Raw genomic sequence first — 17,771 nt, 5'->3', positions numbered from 1 at the left:
GATTTTGAAGAGATGCTTACGAGACACCAGGCATCTCTGGACGATAGAAAGAAATTTACTGCATTGGTAAAAGACTTATTTCCAGATCAGGCGAAGAATGTCAATTTACTGTTGATGGCATATAACATGGGAATTGCTCAGGATATCCAGAACGCATCCCATATCAATAATACCTTTGCTTTCCGTTACGTGAAGCAGCTTATGGACGATTTTGGTATGAGCCGTGTCAATGCAGACTGGATTGTATCGGTATGGTGTTCTTGCTATGGAGGAAAAGTTCTTGGAAAAGCCTGCGATATTTCCATTCAGAAGCAGGGAAGCGGCCCGGCGATTCAGGGAGAACGGTCATCTTCTGGCAGATCTTATGGAGATCTTTTTACATATGAGAAAAGCCACAGAGGAAAAGGTCTTGCGGTGACTGGATTCCGTGGAGATAAGAACAAAACGATTATTTTCCAGAACAGATCCGGGAACACACCGGTAGTGGAGATCGCAGATGACAGCTTCAGCAATTCTCCGACCGAAGAAGCCATTCTGACAGAAGGAATAGCGTATATTGGACGAAATGCTTTCTCAGGATGTAACAAATTGCATCAGGTGGTATTGCCGATCAGTATCGAAGAAATTGAGGATTCAGCTTTTGAAAACTGCAGTAGTCTTAAATCAATCTCATTGCCGATGGCATTGAAGACAATCGGAGCCGGTGCATTGAAAGGGACTGGCTTGCGAACAATCGAGATTCCTAAGAGTGTGTTCTGGTTAGGTGATAGACTGCTGGCAGATTGTCAGTCAATGGAGCATGTGACGATTCCAGAGAATATAGGAAGAATCCCGAATCATATGTTTGAAGGCTGTATAAATCTTAAAAAAGTGGAATTACATGAAAAACTGGAAGCCATCGGTGAACGTGCATTTTTCGGCTGCAGTTCTTTGGATTTTATTGTGATTCCGGACAGTGTAAAGCAGATCGGGCAGGACGCATTTACCAATACAGACAAGCAGTTTATTATTCAATGTTCTTTTGAGTCTTATGCAGAAGAATATGCAAGAAAGAACAAATTTAAATATCAGCTGGTATAGCATAAGTTTCAGATTGTCGCCTGCTATGCGACAACGAAAGAGAAGATTTACGGTATATTGACTGAGTAAAGAGGTGAGAGGATGGGACTTTTTGATGCACTATTTGGAAATCGGAACCAGATTCCTACGGTGACAACGATTTTGCCGGATGCAGCGAGACAGGAGATCATTGCTGGCAGACTTCCAATTTTAAACACAGACAAACTGTTCCTGAAACGTGGAGAAAAGATTCATTTTATTGATAAGGCAATCAATATGGAGCAGAAAACAGTGAAAGAGTTCCGTCATGTGGGTGGAAGTACCCCAGGATTATTTGAGGGAACCAGATGGAGTTCCGGAAGAGGAAGAACGGTAGAGCATACAGAACTTGTACAGCACCGGGGAATCTTATACATAACGAATCAGAGGATTGTGTTTCAGGCAACGGAATGGGGATTTGACAAGACCTATCGTTATCTGACCGCAATTACTCCATACAGCAATGCCTGCGAGATGCAGTTTGGAAATAAATCCTATTGCATGATCGTGGCGGATGGAAGTGTAGTAAATCAGGTATTGCAGTTGATCAAACAAAGGAGGCAGATACCATAATGGAAGGACAATTAAAAAATGGAACAATTCTCACTTCAGAGAGTGGAAACAAATATGAGGTAGTCAGTCTCCTGGGAGCCGGTGGGCAGGGAGAAGTCTATGATGTGAAATGTAGCGGCAATCATTATGCACTGAAATGGTACTTTAAGGGCAGTGCCACAGAGCGTCAGAAAAAGATTCTGGAAACAATCATTGCAAAAGGTTCACCAGATGAAAGCTTTCTCTGGCCTATGGAACTGATTGTACCAGCGAAAAGTGATCTGTATGGTTATATCATGCCTCTTCGACCGAAAAATTATAAGAGTATCGTAGATCTGATGAAGAAACGTGTGAATCCGTCTTTTTATACCCTGTGCAGAACTGCTTTTAATTTGACCAGAGGCTATCAAAAACTGCACGCTATGGGAGCCAAGTACCAGGATATTTCTTTCGGAAACTTATTCTTTAATCCGGATAATGGAGATGTACTGATTTGTGATAATGACAACGTATCCTTTGATAACAGTAAGCCAGGTGGAGTCCTTGGCACACCGGGATTTATGGCACCGGAGATTGTAAGAGGAGAAAAACGACCATCCAAAGATACAGACCGATATTCACTTTCCGTGCTACTGTTCTATCTTTTTATGGTAAATCATCCACTGGAAGGAAAGCTGGAAGCAAGTATCCGTTGCATGGATATGGCAGCCAGAGTGAAGTTGTATGGCACAGATCCGGTATTTATCTTTGATCCGAATAATAAGACGAACAGACCGGTGAAAGGAATCCATGATAATGCAATGATTTACTGGCCATTGTATCCGGAAAAACTGCGACAGATGTCTACTAAAGCATTTACAGTTGGACTGAACGAACCAAGCAAACGTATTACGGAACCGGAATGGATGACGTTATTCTCTAACATGATGAGCGGAATGTTACAATGTTCCTGCGGCGCACAGCTTTTTTATGATGAGGATCTGGAAGCAAAGGGTGTGGCACATACCTGTTGGAACTGCGGAAAGACAGTACAAGTACCAAATAAGATTATCATTGGAAAGAACCGAGTGCTGTTAAATCAGAATACAAAGCTGTTACATCATCATGTTTACGATGATTTTGATATGGATACCGTAGTAGGTTCTGTCGTTCAGAATCCAAAGAACCCAGCACTCTGGGGAATCCGGAATGAGGACAAGGTGAACTGGACGTATCAGAAAGCAGATGGCACACAGATACCAGTTGCTCCAGGAAAGACAGCTGGAATTGCAAAAGGTGTAAAGATTTTATTCCCTGAATCAACAGGGGAGTTCAAATAAGGATTGAGAAAATAATAAAAACACATGTGGGAGGGATTTACCATGGAAGTATTACAAAGACCAGGTGGAGAGTTAGCAACAAGACCGATTCATTTCTTTTGGGTAGTAGATTGTTCCGGATCTATGTATGGAGAGAAGATTGGAATCGTAAATAACACGATTCAGGAGTGCATACCGGAAATGCGCTCAGCAGCGGACAATAATCCAAATGCACAGCTTCTGATCCGTGCGTTACAGTTTTCATCTGGAGCAAGCTGGATTACATCCAGTCCGGTGCCAGTAGAGGATTATGGATGGGGAGATATGGATGCCAATGGACTGACAGAACTTGGAAAAGCATTTGATCTTTTGGCTGCACAGTTAAGTATTCCACCAATGCCGGAGAGAGCATTACCGCCGGTGATTGTACTTCTTTCAGATGGACAGCCGACAGATGATTATAAAAAGAGCATGGAGAAACTGAAAAAACTGCCATGGTTTCGAAAAGCAGTGAAGATTGCAATCTCCATTGGACAGGATGCAGATGATGAAGTACTGATTGAGTTTACTGGAAATAAAGAGCTTGTTCTGCAGGCGAATAATGCAACAGCACTTGCAAAGATGATTAAATGGGCATCTACCACAGCTTCTATGGTATCCGCACCATCAAGTAAGCCAATGAATTCGGTTGCAGCATCTACACCTGCAGCATCCGTATCCACGCCTGCAGCTGCATCAGGAGCTTCCGTAGCATCTGCACCGGCAGATGATCCGTTTGCACCGGCAAACAATGGGGCACCACTGGTACTTGATATGAGTAATATTCCAAATCCAGATGATTTTGATGAAGGAGCTGTCTGGTAAGAAGAGGAGGAGTCGGATGAAACGATATATATGTGACGAAATCGTCAAGGGTGCGACTCACGTAAGAAACCAAATGCCTTGCCAGGATAATAAACGAATCGTAGAAATATCAGATAAGATTGCGATCATTGCAGTTGCAGACGGACATGGAAGTTCCAAATGTCCCAGAAGTGACAGAGGTTCTATGATTGCTGTGAATTCTTTTTATGAAGTGATGAAGAACTATCTGAAAATTTATAGCGAAGATGAGACAGGGATTTCTAATCTGATCACGTTCCTTAACAGGGAAGGTGATATGCGGTTTGCTCAGGATGTATGTGAAGAGTGGCAGGCAAGGGTGAAACAGTCTTTTTATAAAAATAAAGTAGAGGGAATGACCGATGAAGATGGAAATATCAAGTGGCCGTCTGTATTTTCATTGTATGGAACGACGCTGCTGGGAATGTTAGTGACAGACAGCTTTGTATTTTCCTTCCAGATCGGAGATGGAGATATCAGTGTTGTGACAAAAGAAGAAGTCGAACCACTGGTAGAACCGGAGAAATTCCTTGGAACAGAAACACATTCCCTTTCAAAACCGGATGCATGGAGAAAAGCCGTGGCATCGGTGCGAAGACGGGAAATGGAAAGTGAAGAGCCATATATGTATATCCTTTCTACAGATGGATTTGCAAACAGTTATACTTCTGATGAAGAGTACCAGAAGACATGTAAGGATTATCTGCAGATGATTCAAGAGCATGGAGATGAGACAGTACAGGCAAATCTGAAGAACTGGCTGACAGAGACCAGTGAACTTGGGTGTGGAGATGATATTACGGTAGTGATGGTGTATTTTACAGGAGAGTAAGGGAGTCACAGGAAATGATTGTAGACCGCTATTATTATCATCAACTGAATAAACAAGAGCAGGCGATCTATAAGGCATTTTACAAAGGTGTAATGTCACATCAGGAGATTATTCCAATTTCGGTGCGTGGAGAATTCAGCCAGGAGAGTTTTGAGCGTATATTCATGGCAATGACGAGGGATAATCCATTGATTTATTTCTTGAATCAGTCCGCTTGTAGCACTGCCAGTGATATGTTTGGACGTCTTGCGATATGTCCGCAGTATTTTTTTACGAAAGAGAAGGTAAAAGAATATAATCGTAAAATTGAAAAAGTAGTGAATGAACTGGCAGGGCAGCTGCATTTGCTGGAATGTAATGATTACGAAAAAGAACTTCGGGTGCACGACTGGATTTGCCAGAACATTGAATATGATTATGAAGGAGCTGATACGGATAAAGTGTCCAGAGTGATTGCCTCACACAATATTCTCGGTGTTTTTGCACACCATAAAGCGGATTGCTAAAGCAGTAAAAGTTCTTTTAAATGCAGTCGATGTGAAGTGTATCGTTGTAACCGGTGATTCAATAAAAAGCGGACAGTGCGTGCCACATGCATGGAATATTGTGGATATTGGTGGAGAACCGTATCAGTTAGATGTTACTTGGGATATAGGTGCAACAGGGCAGAATAAGCAGTCCATATATGATTATTTTAATCTGACAGATGAATTAATGAATCGGGATCACAAAGCAGATAGTAGCTTGCCAGTATGCAGAAGCAAAAAAGCAAATTATTATGTGCAGAAAGGTTGTTCTTTTCAGATGAGACACCGACTTATGGCATATATAGACAGGTTAATTGAAAAGAATGAACGGATATATGAATTTCGTGCAGAAGGCAGACTAAATAAAGTTGCCATAGAGAAGAAAGTAGCTGATCACATTGTACAGAAATTATATGAGCAGGGAAGAAGTAGTGTTGGAATAAGAACATGCTCCAACAAGGAACTTGGAATATATTGTATAGAAATATCTTGAAGAGGTTAAAGATATGCTGGAATTAACGATTTATGGAATTGGATTTTTCTTATGTACTTTGCTGATTCAATATATGCTTTTCAAATTCAGAAAAAACCATAATTACGGACCGAATGGCATATGGGTTGGAAATAGAGCAATTATGGTTTTGTGTGTGGTCGGCATTGTGAATCATAGGATGGAATATCTCGCAGCAATACTTGGATTTATCTGTGCGGATGAGATTGGCAAGGCTACTGGCTGGCATTGAGAATATTAAAGAAAATAATGAACAACTGTATGATTATTTAAAAAGTCAGGCGAGGATAGAATGGGAACAGTAAAAGCTACACTGGTAGGAGTAAGTAATTATGATAACCCAAGAACACCAAATTTAGAAGCTTGTAAAAACGATATAATAGCAGTGAAGGATGCATTGGTAAATGGATTATGCGTATCCCAACGGGATATTAGAACTTTGGGAAGTTCTGGTACGGTTAATATAAATGAGCTTGCTGATGAATTGAAAATAGCATCGATGTTGGTAGAAGCGGATGATACGTATATTTTTTACTTTTCTGGTCATGGTAATAATGGAACACTTGCACTCAGTGAAACTAATATACGTGTACAAGAAGTGATTGAGTTGGTGAATGCGATAAAAGCAAAAAACAAAATTATCATTTTGGATAGCTGCCGCTCAGGTGATTTTATGATTCCTAAAGTTGAAACATTAGGAATTAGTGAATTGGTTGAAGAGTTTGCAGGAGCAGGATATGCAGTTATGGCTTCTTGTGGAGCAAGCGAGAACTCGGCTTTTTATCCACCGGAAAATAAAATAAGCTTGTATACACATTTTTTATGCAATGCATTAACTGCGGATTTTATAATAAAAAAGGGAAAAAAATCCCTTGAAGAAATAAACGAACTTATTATTCGAATGACAGATATATGGAATCAAAAAGGCGATAATATTCAGCATCCTGTGTTCAGAGCTAATATAACAGGAACTATTTATTTTCCGATTCAGAAGTATACGCCATATGAAAAGCAAAATATATATAAAGATACTGATGAATATATTATATATGAGGTTGTGCCATTTCATCAATCTTTACAAAAACAATATACCGCTAAGGTTATTTTGAAATATCATTTTGCAGAATCTGATATTGTAAGAATAGTGAAAAGCATTGTTGATGATATAAAATATTCGAATGTTTATAAAAATGCGGCACAAGAACAGCGATTAAATGGTTTGCCAGCTAATATGATACGTTGTCATATGGGATATGATGAACAGGATATGGTAAAGTGTAATTTTGCTTGGATTACTATTTGGGTTGATGATACAATGGATAAAAAGCATTGGTATGGAAACGGAAAAAATTCCGAAATAATAGATGGGATATTTGTAGAAAGACAGATTTCTTATAATGCATTGAGGATGTTAAATCAGCAGACTGTAACACAAGAAGAATACATTAAACAAGCAAAACAATATTTAAATGAAATAATAGATTGCGCCAATCAATTCATTGCCCAATATAGAGAATATTCTAATGATACTATTTCAGAGAACCAATTAGTCGATAATGTACAAATGTTTAACAGACAAATAACATCTTTATATTTTAAAATTACAGACCTTCCAAGTACACCGCTGAAATGTAATTCCTGGTCAGAATCGATTCAACAAATAGCAGCTACTATTCATGATTTTACATTGTTTTATGGACAAAAAACAATGGATACTTGGAGTCAAGAGAATAGAAATCATCTCATGAAAGCATCACTAAAACGATATCAGCAAGAGATTGAACTAGTGAAACAGAAAGAAACAGAATTATTGAGTGAAATATAGGAGTAATGAAAGAGCGAGAGATGTGTTAAGATGACACCTCGCCCTTTATAAAATTTCTTCTTTTCCTAGGGATGCAAGTTGTGTTTGCGAAGTATTCAGTAACACAGAAAAAATTTTGTTAAATGATATTTAGCAACTTCTGTTTTTTGCAAATCCTGTTTTTCCCGGATGGTAGCAGCCTGTTTAGATTCAACATTTTCAATCTGCTTCTTCTGGATTTTATTAGAGCTTGGGATTTTCCGGAAGTGTATCTTTACCTCCTGTCATAGTTGTTTTACCCTTCCATTAATTAAAGTCAGGAAAACCGGAAAAATACAAAAGAATTTAGCAGGTAGTTCGGAATCCGAAAATATGGTATGATTATGGGTAGGATATCAGAAACGTCAGGAGTTGAATAGATTGTGAAGACGGAAGAAATCTTTAAATATGTGCAGAAACAGTACGGGACAGTCCCAGAATATTTATGGAGCACATCGCCAGACAGTGCAGTACTCCGACATAAAAACGGAAAATGGTATGCAGTGATCATGACTGTCGAAAAATCAAAACTGGGATTAGAAGGAAAAGAGTCGGTTGATATCATGGATGTAAAGTGTGATCCGGACATGACGAATTTGATTATTCAGACTCATGGATTTTTACCTGGATACCATATGAACAAGCAGCACTGGATCACGATTTTACTGGATGGTTCGGTCAGTAAAGCAAAGATACTGGACTTTTTGGACATGAGTTATGACCTGATTGATGGCGCAGGCAGAAAGGAAAACAAATGAGAAAAGCAATCGTATATGCATCGGTACATCATGGAAATACAGAAAAATTAGTAAAGGGCATAGCAGAAACGTGCCAGGTCGATTTGATTGATGCTGTAAAACAACCAGATGCAGATCTGAGCAGTTATGATATGATTGGGTTTGCATCAGGAATATATTTTTCAAAATTTTATCAGTCGATATTGGGATTTGCAGAGAAGAATCTACCGGATGACAAAAAGGTATTTCTGATCTGTACTTATGGTGGAAGTGCCAATTATAAATCCATAGAGCAGATTTTGGATAAGAAGCGTTCTAAAGTGATAGGAAAATTCGGGTGCAAAGGTTATGACACATTTGGTCCATTTAAACTGGTTGGTGGAATTGCAAAAGGGCATCCAGATGAAGAAGATATAAAAAATGCAGTTGAGTTTGTAAAAGGATTATAAGTAGATAAACGAAAAGGAAAAACCGGCTTCATAGTATCGGCCAGTATGCTCCATCGTAATTCGGGGTTTCCCTTCAATAGAGTGGATGAGCTTAATTTTCTATAAGATAAAACAAGTTGGATTCTATCATTGCGTAATCATAAAAAAAGCAATATATTCATACCGTGAAGTCTGGAAAGTGTTGATTTTAAGCCATTTCTGGATATGTGATTGATTCAGAGATATGTTCAGAGATATGGTTTCGTGACGTTTTGAGTTGACTTTTTTCCGGTAATAGCATATGATAATAACAGCTAAGGAATGTGGTGAGATTCCAAGTGGCAAAGTGAAAGCCCCCAGAGTTGCAGCTCTGGGGGCTTTCTTGCTCGTTACGGTGAGTTATTCCGTTTAGGCTGTTGCTGCCTATCGTCTACCGTCCAGCCGTTTGCATATGTAGTAGCTAACTACGCCTGCTACAACGGAGACAAGGAATGAGGTGAGAATTTCTTCCATCGTGGCCACCTCCTTTCTGCTGGAGGTTCGACAGCTCTTTTAGTATAGCATAGGTTAGAACGATTTGAAATATAGAAAATCACCCGGTATTATGGCTTTTTATTTTGACAATTTTTGTGACAAATAAAAGAAAACAGACGCAATCAGACGAAGAGTTGCCGTATACAAAAGCACTGGAAACCATTGAAAATAAAGGATTTTTTCTATAAGATAAAACAAGTTGAACTCTATCATTGCGTAATTATAAAAAAAAGGTTATAATGGTTTTATATAATTTAATCTGAATGAAACAATGGAGGTAACCATATGAATGGACGTATAGATTCCGGATTGGGTCAGATCGTAATTGATACGGATGTCATTGCGACTTATGCCGGCAGTGTGGCGGTAGAGTGTTTTGGTATCATCGGAATGGCAGCTATCAGTATGAAGGATGGCCTGGTCAAGCTTTTGCGTATTGACAGCCTGAAACATGGTATCAGTGTTAAGATCACGGATGATAACAAGATTCGGCTGAATTTTCATGTCATCGTAGCATATGGCGTGAATATCAGTACTATTGCGGACAATCTTGTCAACAATGTAAAATATAAAGTCGAAGCCTTTACAGGAATGGAGATTGAAAAGATCAACATTATGGTTGAGGGCGTACGTGCAATAGATTAGTTTTAGAGGAGGAACTTGTGGTGAATAACAAAACCATAGATGCTAAAATACTTTCCAGAATGTTTCTGTCCGGAGCAAAGAATCTGGAAGCGAAGAAAGAATGGATCAATGAACTGAATGTGTTTCCTGTACCTGACGGAGATACAGGAACCAATATGACGCTTACCATCATGTCTGCTGCTTCCGAAGTAGGTGCTCTTACAGATCCGGATATGGAATCCCTGGCAAAGGCAATTTCTTCCGGTTCCCTTCGTGGAGCCAGAGGTAATTCCGGTGTTATCCTGTCACAGCTTCTGCGTGGATTTACCAGAGGTGTGCGTAAACTTACGGATCTGGATGCACCTGCCATTGCCGCAGCTATGGAGCGAGGCGTTGAAACTGCATACAAGGCAGTTATGAAACCAAAAGAGGGAACCATTCTTACTGTAGCCAGAGCTGCAGCAGACAGAGCCGCAGAGCTTGCTGATGCAGCAGAAGATCTGGATGCTTTTTTCGACGGGATCTTTCAGCATGCAGAGGAAACTCTTGCCAGAACACCGGAGATGCTTCCAGTCCTGAAAGAAGCAGGTGTTGTGGATTCTGGCGGACAGGGACTTCTGGAAGTTTTCCGTGGTGCCATCGACGGATATCATGGAAAAGAAGTGGATTATTCCCAGTTTGAATCAGCAGCTCCTAAGATCACAAAGATTTCTCCTCAGGCAGAGGCAGATATCAAATTTGGATATTGTACAGAATTTATTATTCTTCTTGAAAAACCGCTTCCACAGGATGAGATCGACCGTTTCCGTGAATTTCTGGATTCCATCGGTGATTCCATTGTTTTGGTGGCTGATGATGAGATTGTCAAGGTACACGTGCACACCAATCATCCGGGACAGGCTTTTGAACGCGCACTCACGTATGGTCAGCTTTCCCGCATGAAGATTGACAATATGAGAGAAGAACATCAGGAAAAACTGATCAAAGATGCGGAAAAACTTGCAAAAGAACAGGCAGAAAACAAAGAACCTCCAAAGGATCATGGATTTATTTCCGTATCCGTAGGTGAGGGACTTTCTCAGATTTTCCGTGAGCTTGGCGTAGATTATCTGATCGAGGGCGGCCAGACTATGAATCCGAGTACCGAAGACATGCTCAATGCTATTGAGAAAGTAAATGCAAAAACAATTTATATTTTCCCGAATAACAAGAATATTATCCTTGCAGCAAATCAGGCGAGGGATCTGACTGAGGATAAGGAGATCATTGTAGTACCAACCAAGACAATCCCACAGGGAATTTCTGCAATGATCAGCTTTGTTCCGGAAAAAGGTGGCGAGGAGAATCTTGCTTCCATGACAGATGCTATATCCAGAGTAAAAACCGGACAGATTACTTATGCAGTTCGTGACACACGCATTGATGACAAGGAAATCCATGAGGGAGATATCATGGGAATCGGTGATGCAGGTATCCTTGCAGTAGGCAAGGATCGACTTCAGGTAGCAGAGGAGATGGTAGCAGAGATGGTTGACGAGGAATCTGAGATCATCAGTGTTTACTATGGTGAGGATGTATCTGAAGAAGATGCAGAGGCACTTTCTGATTCTCTTACTGAGAAATATCCGGAGTGCGAGGTTGAGCTGAACCAGGGCGGACAGCCAATTTACTACTATCTGATTTCTGTAGAATAAAGAGCACAAAAAATGAATGATAAGACACCTTTACGTGAATTAAAAGGCGTGGGTGAGAAAACAGAGAAGCTTTTCCAGAAGATCGGGATCACGACTGCGGAAGAGCTTCTCCGTTATTATCCGCGGACTTACGATATATATGAGGAGCCTGTGGAGATTGTATCAGCAGAGGAGGACAAAACAGTCTCTATCCGTGCCACTATAGCAACAGGTATTTATATTAACCAGATACGCAATCTCCAGGTTCTGACAACAACTGTGGCAGATGCAAGCGGCCGATTGCCGGTTGCCTGGTTCAATGCGCCTTATTTGAGGGGAACACTCAAAAAGGGCAGTGTGTTTATCCTCAGAGGAAAGATCATCAGAAAAAAAGGCCGTCCGCAGATGGAACATCCGGAGATTTTTACCCTGGCAGCTTATGAGGAGATCATTCACAGTATGCAGCCTGTATATGGTCTGACGAAAGGACTTTCCAACAAGATGATCACGAAGTTGGTCCATCAGATTTTGGATACAAGGCCTCTCCATGGGGAATATCTGCCGGAGGAGATACGGGAACGCTATCAGCTTGCAGATGCCAATTATGCGATCCGGACTATCCATTTTCCGAAAAATATGCAGGAGCTTCTCACAGCCAGGAAACGTCTGGTATTCGATGAATTTCTGCTTTTTGTGCTGGCAATACAGCTCTTGAAGGAGAAAACAGAAGAGGCTCCAAACACTTTTCCAATGAAACCAGTATGGACAACCGAGGAGATCATAGAAGGGCTTCCCTATGACCTGACCGGAGCCCAGAAGAATGTCTGGCATGAGATCGAACGGGATCTGAGCGGTCATAAGCTGATGTCCAGGCTTGTACAGGGGGATGTTGGTAGCGGCAAGACCGTGATCGCATTTTTAGCTATGGTACTTTCAGCAGAGAATGGATTTCAGAGTGCATTGATGGTACCGACAGAGGTTCTGGCAAATCAGCATTACGAAGGCTTTCTGAGGCTGATGGAAGAACAGAATATCGCTTCCTGCCATCCGGTGCTTCTGACAGGATCTACCACAGCCAGACAGAAGCGTGAGATCTATCAGAAGATTGCAGACGGTGAAGTGAATGTGATCATCGGAACTCATGCCCTGATCCAGGAAAAGGTGGAATATAAGAATCTGGGGCTTGTGATCACAGATGAGCAGCACAGATTCGGCGTTCGCCAGAGGGAAGCGCTGACGACCAGAGGAAATCCGCCTCATGTACTTGTTATGAGCGCAACCCCCATTCCCCGGACACTGGCGATCATTTTATACGGAGACCTGGATATTTCGATCATTGACGAGCTTCCTGCAAAAAGACTTCCGATCAAGAATTGCGTAGTAGGAACTTCCTACCGTCCCAAGGCGTATTCTTTTATTGAAAAGCAGGTGCAGATGGGAAGGCAGGCTTATGTGATCTGTCCTATGGTGGAAGAGAGCGAAGGCCTGGAGGCAGAGAATGTTACAGATTATGCCAGAAAGCTTCAGGAGATCCTTCCAGGGGAGATCAAAGTAGAAATCCTTCACGGAAAGATGAAGCCAAAAGAGAAAAACAGGATCATGGAGGCGTTTGCTTCTGGCGAGATCCAGGTGCTGGTATCTACCACAGTTGTGGAGGTTGGAGTGAATGTGCCAAATGCTACCGTTATGATGGTGGAAAATGCAGAACGCTTCGGGCTTGCCCAGCTTCATCAGCTTCGTGGCCGTGTAGGGCGTGGAGAGCATCAGTCTTACTGCATTTTTATCCAGGGAAATAATGAAGAAAATACTTCTAAACGTCTGAAGATCCTCAATGAATCCAATGATGGATTTTATATAGCCGGAGAAGATCTGAAGCTTCGGGGCCCAGGAGATCTTTTCGGTATCCGCCAGAGCGGACTGATGGAATTTAAGATCGGTGATATCTACAATGATGCGGGAATCCTGAAGAATGCAAGTGAAGCAGCTGGTGGGATTCTGGCACTGGATTTTGATCTTATCCTGCCTCAGCATAAGGCTTTAAAGGAGCATCTCAAAGGGTATATGAGTGAAGAACTGGAAAATCTGGGGATCTAACCTTGCGTTCTTTCACAAAAAGTGATATCCTAAAATTCGAGAAAAGATTAACAAATCCCTTGTAAGGAGGCTATAAACATGGCTAGAACAAAGAAAGCTGCAACCAAGACAACTGTAAAAACGGCTTCAGTAAGCGAGACTCCTGCAAAATCTGTAGTAACCGCATCCGAAGAGAAAGCCGTTAAGGCTGAGACACCAAAGACAGACGATGCAAAAACTTCTGTAGAGACAAAAGCAGCTGAGAAGACAGCAGAGGTAAAACCTGCTGCTGCGAAACCAATAGAAGAAAAAATAGCAGAAGTAAAATCTGATGAAGAGAAAACAACAGCTGTAAAATCAGAAGAGCCGGCTAAGAAAACAGCCGCCAAGAAGACAACAACACGAAAAACTGCTGCAGCTAAGAAAACAACAACCAGGACGACAGCTAAGACAACAGCAGCTAAAACAACAAGAAAGACAGCAGCTAAAAAAGCTGAACCAGTGACAGAAGTATATGTTCAGTACTGGGGCAAAGAGATACATACTTCAGAGGTTGCTGACAGGATCAAAAAGATCTGGACAGAAGACATGGGCAAAAAAGCCTCTGAACTGAAAGACCTCAAAATCTACATTAAACCGGAAGATAATGGTGCACATTATGTGATCAACGGAGATGTTACAGGATTTATCGGACTGTAAAAAGAATCTCTGATAAAAAGTATATAAAAGAGTATGTAAGATGGCCTGCTATAGAGTCAAACTATAGCAGGCTATTTTTTTGTGTATTTGACCAAATGAGAATAGCATGATATGATTCACCTAACAAATAAACATACTAATTAGATAGGGATATGGTGAAATGAAACAGGTATTATGCTTTGGAGATTCCAATACATGGGGCTATGACGGAGAGAGCAGGAAGAGACTTCCGTGGGGAGTCCGCTGGACAAGCCTGCTACAGGAAAAACTGAATAAAGAAGAATATCGTGTGATCGAGGAGGGACTGTGCGGAAGAACAACGGTTTTCGAAGATCCGCTCCGCGATGGAAGAAAAGGAACTGCACTTCTTCCCACACTTCTGGAAACACATGCCCAGGTGGATGTGATCACGCTGATGCTGGGAACCAATGACTGTAAAACTGTTTTCGGAGCATCCGCAGATGTAATCGGAAAGGGAATCATAAGATTGCTGGATCAGGTCCAGGAATATGCGCCAAAAGCGAAAGTCCTTCTCATGGCTCCGATCTACCTGGGAGAAAAAGTATGGCAGGAAGGATATGACCAGGAGTTTTCCAGAGAGTCTGTGATCGTTTCCAGAAATCTGCAGTCTGTTTATGAAAAAATCGCAACTGAACGTCATATCAGTTTCCTTCCGGCAGCATCCTATGTACATTGCTGTGACGCAGATCAGGAACATCTGAATGCAGCAGGACATAAGGAATTTGCAGAGGTTGTATATCGGAAAGTACAGGAATTGCTGTAAATAAATATAGGATTTTAAGACTTTTGGATCTTATCCAATGCGTCGTAAAACCCATTGCTTCAGCTATGGGGATATAAGACGCGTCCATCGAATTTATGCAAGTAATTGAAGATGGACAAAATAGTAATTGTATTAACTAATAAACCATAGTATAATATAAATATGAACACAACATATAAATCAAACAACAATGTCGTCTATTCCTGTAAATACCATGTAGTATGGTGTCCAAAGTATAGACGAAAAGTATTAATTAATGGTGTGGACGTCCGGCTGAAGGAGCTGCTCACAGAGTATGCTGCAAATCTTTCTGTAGACATTCTGGAAATGGAGATCATGCCAGACCATGTTCATATGCTTTTGGAAGTAGATCCTCAGTTTGGCATCCACAAAGCTGTAAAGTCATTTAAAGGCTATACGTCCAGAATTTTAAGACAGGAATTTCCCTATCTTAAAACGAAAATGCCGACTCTCTGGACAAACAGCTATTTTGTATCGACGGTGGGCGGTGCTCCGCAGGAAACAGTAAAACAGTATATTGAAAACCAGAAAACATCGCAGAGACAAAAGGATAAGATGGGATAATGCAAAAAGGAATTAAATTTAGAATCTACCCGAACAGAGAACAGAAAAACTTCATCCATCAGACCCTGGGATGTTGCCGGTTCATTTACAATCGGGGACTTGCCATGCGTAAGGAAGGCTATGAAAATGGGGAAAAGATCGGCTATTCCCAGACTTCCGCATGCTGACTGAACTGAAAAAGCAAGAGGAGTTTGTCTTTCTGAAAGCAGCAGATTCCATTGCATTACAGCAGTCTTTGCGGGATCTCGACCGGGGATTTGTGAATTTCTTTGAGAAACGGGCTTCCTATCCAACCTTCAAAAGTAAACATAACCGGTTCCAGTCATACAGAACGGTAAATCAAAAAGATAATATTCGTATTGTGGGAAGATATATCAAACTTCCGAAACTTGGATTTGTTAAAATACGGCAGTCGATGGAAGTGGAAAAGATTAATCACGTGATCATTGAGCACACACCGGCTGGAAAATATTTTGCGGTTTTAAATGTTGATTTTGAACCGGAACCACGCTCAAATGCTGGCGGAACGATAGGGATTGATGTCGGAATCAAAGCGTTCTACTCCGACAGTAATGGAAATACGGTATCAAATCCCAGATATCTGGAACGCTCAATGCGAAAACTCATAAGAGAACAGCGCAGGCTTTCCCGAAAACAAAAAGATTCCCATAACCGCGAGAAGCAGCGGATCAGGGTGGCAAGAGTGTATGAGAAAGTAACCAATCAGCGGAATGATTTCCTGCAGAAACAGTCAACGATGCTGGTGCGTGAAAACCAAACCATCTGTATTGAAGATCTGAATGTTAAGGGGATGATCCGGAATCATAAACTGTCAAAATCGATAGCGAGTGTTTCCTGGGCAAAATTTTTTGAAATGCTGGAATATAAAGCTGGCTGGTATGGAAATGAAATTCACAGAGTACCAACGATGTATCCGAGCAGTCAGACCTGCAGCTGTTGTGGCTACAGAAATCCACGGATAAAAAATCTGGGCATTCGCATCTGGGAGTGTCCCAAATGCCATGCGGTTCATGACCGGGATACGAATGCAAGTATTAATATTCTGAAAAAAGGACTGCAGATGCAGTCTGCATAAAGATAAAAACTGTACCGTAGGGCATACGGGAACAGTATAAATATAGCTTGTGGACACTGTGTAAGACATTGCAGTACCGTAAGGTGTTTGCCAATGCAGTAGTGGGAGAAGCAAGAATCCCCCTGCTTTAGCTGTGGGGAGTGTCAATGTTTGTATAATGTGTGGATATGTTTGTGAAATAAGATTTCTTTTTATATAAAATAAAAAGATGTTGTCTGGCAGGTTTTCAGTTCTGTCAGACAGCATCTTTTTTGCATGAGCTTAGATCAACTCAGCATAGCAATGAAACTACCTGCGCGTACAGATTTAGTACTGCTGGCCGCCCTGGGAGTTGCCGGACATCTGACGCTCCTGTGCCTCGATCATCTTTTTGACCATATATCCGCCTACGGATCCATTCTGTTTGGAAGTCAGGTTTCCGTTGTATCCGTCTGTAAGCGGAACACCCAGCTCGTTTGCTACCTCATATTTGAAACGGTCAAGTGCGCCCTTTGCTTCCGGAACAACTGCTTTGTTAGAAGAAGTGTTACTTGGCATAATTCATTTCCTCCTTGGTTGTTATTTGGTTTACTGTTACATTGCTAGTATATGAAAACCATAAAATAATACACTGGCAGTTAAAGGAAATTTAACATATAAAAATATTTCTGTTCATAAATTATACCGCAGTAAAAACCGAATGTATGGTTGCTTTTTGACTAGAATTGCGGTTATAATAATCTCTGCATCACATATAATATCTGTCAGACAAAAAAAAGTAAGGGGAGCCCGTGAAAAAGAAGCGTTATCCTACATACAAGCGAAAATATAAACGAAAAAAACAGCCCAGGCGCAAAATACTCACAGCCATTATCCTGTGTGTCATCCTTGCAGTATGTAATGGCTGGATGCCGCCGCGGAGCCTGAAAGAGGTAAAAGATCAAAGCCGGATCTTCGGACAGGTATTTCTTACATATATAGAAGAAAATGCGCAGATCCTCTGGGAAGATGTTTCG

At 41.2% G+C, this 17,771-nt stretch carries 20 protein-coding genes; 19 read left to right on the top strand and 1 reads right to left on the bottom strand.

Annotated elements, in window-relative coordinates:
* Window positions 1-12 precede the first annotated feature (12 nt).
* The 19 genes from CCC70_RS14375 to CCC70_RS14290 all read left to right on the top strand — a co-directional run bounded on the left by CCC70_RS14375 (window position 13) and on the right by CCC70_RS14290 (window position 16,776).
* Entirely contained in the window at window positions 13-1,080 is a 1,068-nt protein-coding gene (locus CCC70_RS14375) for a leucine-rich repeat domain-containing protein (RefSeq protein WP_287085131.1), read from the top strand.
* 81 nt (window positions 1,081-1,161) lie between these two features.
* Window positions 1,162-1,671, top strand: coding sequence for a hypothetical protein (locus CCC70_RS14370; protein WP_270389674.1), 510 nt, complete (start codon window positions 1,162-1,164; stop codon window positions 1,669-1,671).
* Window positions 1,671-2,969 (top strand): serine/threonine-protein kinase, encoded by a 1,299-nt coding sequence (locus tag CCC70_RS14365; RefSeq protein ID WP_287085130.1) that lies wholly within the window; start codon window positions 1,671-1,673, stop codon window positions 2,967-2,969. The genes CCC70_RS14370 and CCC70_RS14365 overlap by 1 nt, the downstream gene beginning before the upstream one ends.
* Before the next feature lie 42 nt (window positions 2,970-3,011).
* Entirely contained in the window at window positions 3,012-3,812 is an 801-nt protein-coding gene (locus CCC70_RS14360; protein WP_287085129.1) for a vWA domain-containing protein, read from the top strand.
* Window positions 3,813-3,828: 16 nt separating this feature from the next.
* Complete coding sequence (locus tag CCC70_RS14355; protein ID WP_287085128.1) at window positions 3,829-4,662, top strand: PP2C family serine/threonine-protein phosphatase; 834 nt, start codon at window positions 3,829-3,831, stop codon at window positions 4,660-4,662.
* Between the two features lie 14 nt (window positions 4,663-4,676).
* Window positions 4,677-5,168 carry a hypothetical protein gene (locus CCC70_RS14350; RefSeq protein ID WP_287085127.1) on the top strand — a complete coding sequence of 164 codons (492 nt, stop codon included), beginning with the start codon at window positions 4,677-4,679 and terminating at the stop codon, window positions 5,166-5,168.
* A gap of 31 nt (window positions 5,169-5,199) precedes the next feature.
* Window positions 5,200-5,682 (top strand): hypothetical protein, encoded by a 483-nt coding sequence (locus CCC70_RS14345; protein ID WP_287085126.1) that lies wholly within the window; start codon window positions 5,200-5,202, stop codon window positions 5,680-5,682.
* A gap of 13 nt (window positions 5,683-5,695) precedes the next feature.
* Window positions 5,696-5,932 (top strand): hypothetical protein, encoded by a 237-nt coding sequence (locus CCC70_RS14340; RefSeq protein ID WP_287085125.1) that lies wholly within the window; start codon window positions 5,696-5,698, stop codon window positions 5,930-5,932.
* Between the two features lie 60 nt (window positions 5,933-5,992).
* The gene (locus tag CCC70_RS14335; protein WP_287085124.1) at window positions 5,993-7,525 is read left to right on the top strand and encodes a caspase family protein; all 1,533 of its coding nucleotides are present in this window, start codon (window positions 5,993-5,995) and stop codon (window positions 7,523-7,525) included.
* Between the two features lie 401 nt (window positions 7,526-7,926).
* Window positions 7,927-8,301 carry an MmcQ/YjbR family DNA-binding protein gene (locus CCC70_RS14330; protein ID WP_114002952.1) on the top strand — a complete coding sequence of 125 codons (375 nt, stop codon included), beginning with the start codon at window positions 7,927-7,929 and terminating at the stop codon, window positions 8,299-8,301.
* Window positions 8,298-8,729, top strand: coding sequence for a flavodoxin family protein (locus tag CCC70_RS14325; protein WP_287085123.1), 432 nt, complete (start codon window positions 8,298-8,300; stop codon window positions 8,727-8,729). Before CCC70_RS14330 ends, CCC70_RS14325 begins: the two co-directional genes overlap by 4 nt.
* A 798-nt stretch (window positions 8,730-9,527) precedes the next feature.
* Window positions 9,528-9,887 carry an Asp23/Gls24 family envelope stress response protein gene (locus CCC70_RS14320; RefSeq protein WP_015524900.1) on the top strand — a complete coding sequence of 120 codons (360 nt, stop codon included), beginning with the start codon at window positions 9,528-9,530 and terminating at the stop codon, window positions 9,885-9,887.
* A 20-nt stretch (window positions 9,888-9,907) separates the two neighbouring features.
* The gene (locus CCC70_RS14315) at window positions 9,908-11,560 is read left to right on the top strand and encodes a DAK2 domain-containing protein (protein WP_186582494.1); all 1,653 of its coding nucleotides are present in this window, start codon (window positions 9,908-9,910) and stop codon (window positions 11,558-11,560) included.
* A gap of 12 nt (window positions 11,561-11,572) precedes the next feature.
* The gene (gene recG / locus CCC70_RS14310; protein WP_287085122.1) at window positions 11,573-13,633 is read left to right on the top strand and encodes an ATP-dependent DNA helicase RecG; all 2,061 of its coding nucleotides are present in this window, start codon (window positions 11,573-11,575) and stop codon (window positions 13,631-13,633) included.
* A 78-nt stretch (window positions 13,634-13,711) separates the two neighbouring features.
* A complete protein-coding gene (locus CCC70_RS14305) occupies window positions 13,712-14,311 on the top strand; it encodes a DUF6465 family protein (protein WP_287085121.1) in 600 nt (199 codons plus the stop codon).
* A 160-nt stretch (window positions 14,312-14,471) separates the two neighbouring features.
* Window positions 14,472-15,095, top strand: coding sequence for a GDSL-type esterase/lipase family protein (locus tag CCC70_RS14300; protein WP_287085120.1), 624 nt, complete (start codon window positions 14,472-14,474; stop codon window positions 15,093-15,095).
* Between the two features lie 162 nt (window positions 15,096-15,257).
* Window positions 15,258-15,680, top strand: coding sequence for an IS200/IS605 family transposase (tnpA, locus tag CCC70_RS14295; protein ID WP_059086645.1), 423 nt, complete (start codon window positions 15,258-15,260; stop codon window positions 15,678-15,680).
* The gene (locus CCC70_RS16415; RefSeq protein ID WP_330577229.1) at window positions 15,680-15,847 is read left to right on the top strand and encodes a helix-turn-helix domain-containing protein; all 168 of its coding nucleotides are present in this window, start codon (window positions 15,680-15,682) and stop codon (window positions 15,845-15,847) included. Before tnpA ends, CCC70_RS16415 begins: the two co-directional genes overlap by 1 nt.
* Window positions 15,841-16,776, top strand: a complete 936-nt coding sequence (locus tag CCC70_RS14290) for an RNA-guided endonuclease TnpB family protein (RefSeq protein ID WP_330577228.1) — start codon at window positions 15,841-15,843, stop codon at window positions 16,774-16,776. The genes CCC70_RS16415 and CCC70_RS14290 overlap by 7 nt, the downstream gene beginning before the upstream one ends.
* Window positions 16,777-17,082: 306 nt before the next feature.
* On the opposite strand, the gene CCC70_RS14285 is transcribed toward CCC70_RS14290, so the two are convergent.
* Complete coding sequence (locus tag CCC70_RS14285; RefSeq protein ID WP_015524906.1) at window positions 17,083-17,313, bottom strand: alpha/beta-type small acid-soluble spore protein; 231 nt, start codon at window positions 17,311-17,313, stop codon at window positions 17,083-17,085.
* Between the last annotated feature and the right edge of the window lie 458 nt (window positions 17,314-17,771).

This window comes from Blautia sp. LMAG:89, assembly GCF_008679485.1.
Classification (GTDB): domain Bacteria; phylum Bacillota; class Clostridia; order Lachnospirales; family Lachnospiraceae; genus Blautia_A; species Blautia_A fusiformis.
This window is presented reverse-complemented; position numbering and strand designations above follow the sequence as displayed.

Bases quoted from the DNA above. Each gene is read 5' to 3' on its own strand.
- CCC70_RS14355 (WP_287085128.1), top strand. From the start codon at position 3,829: ATGAAACGATATATATGTGACGAAATCGTCAAGGGTGCGACTCACGTA.
- CCC70_RS14340 (WP_287085125.1), top strand. From the start codon at position 5,696: ATGCTGGAATTAACGATTTATGGAATTGGATTTTTCTTATGTACTTTG.
- CCC70_RS14320 (WP_015524900.1), top strand. From the start codon at position 9,528: ATGAATGGACGTATAGATTCCGGATTGGGTCAGATCGTAATTGATACG.
- CCC70_RS14350 (WP_287085127.1), top strand. From the start codon at position 4,677: ATGATTGTAGACCGCTATTATTATCATCAACTGAATAAACAAGAGCAG.
- CCC70_RS14365 (WP_287085130.1), top strand. From the start codon at position 1,671: ATGGAAGGACAATTAAAAAATGGAACAATTCTCACTTCAGAGAGTGGA.
- CCC70_RS14290 (WP_330577228.1), top strand. From the start codon at position 15,841: ATGCTGACTGAACTGAAAAAGCAAGAGGAGTTTGTCTTTCTGAAAGCA.
- CCC70_RS14325 (WP_287085123.1), top strand. From the start codon at position 8,298: ATGAGAAAAGCAATCGTATATGCATCGGTACATCATGGAAATACAGAA.
- tnpA (WP_059086645.1), top strand. From the start codon at position 15,258: ATGAACACAACATATAAATCAAACAACAATGTCGTCTATTCCTGTAAA.
- CCC70_RS14305 (WP_287085121.1), top strand. From the start codon at position 13,712: ATGGCTAGAACAAAGAAAGCTGCAACCAAGACAACTGTAAAAACGGCT.
- CCC70_RS16415 (WP_330577229.1), top strand. From the start codon at position 15,680: ATGCAAAAAGGAATTAAATTTAGAATCTACCCGAACAGAGAACAGAAA.
- CCC70_RS14370 (WP_270389674.1), top strand. From the start codon at position 1,162: ATGGGACTTTTTGATGCACTATTTGGAAATCGGAACCAGATTCCTACG.
- CCC70_RS14285 (WP_015524906.1), bottom strand. From the start codon at position 17,313: ATGCCAAGTAACACTTCTTCTAACAAAGCAGTTGTTCCGGAAGCAAAG.
- CCC70_RS14360 (WP_287085129.1), top strand. From the start codon at position 3,012: ATGGAAGTATTACAAAGACCAGGTGGAGAGTTAGCAACAAGACCGATT.
- CCC70_RS14375 (WP_287085131.1), top strand. From the start codon at position 13: ATGCTTACGAGACACCAGGCATCTCTGGACGATAGAAAGAAATTTACT.
- CCC70_RS14300 (WP_287085120.1), top strand. From the start codon at position 14,472: ATGAAACAGGTATTATGCTTTGGAGATTCCAATACATGGGGCTATGAC.
- CCC70_RS14335 (WP_287085124.1), top strand. From the start codon at position 5,993: ATGGGAACAGTAAAAGCTACACTGGTAGGAGTAAGTAATTATGATAAC.
- recG (WP_287085122.1), top strand. From the start codon at position 11,573: ATGAATGATAAGACACCTTTACGTGAATTAAAAGGCGTGGGTGAGAAA.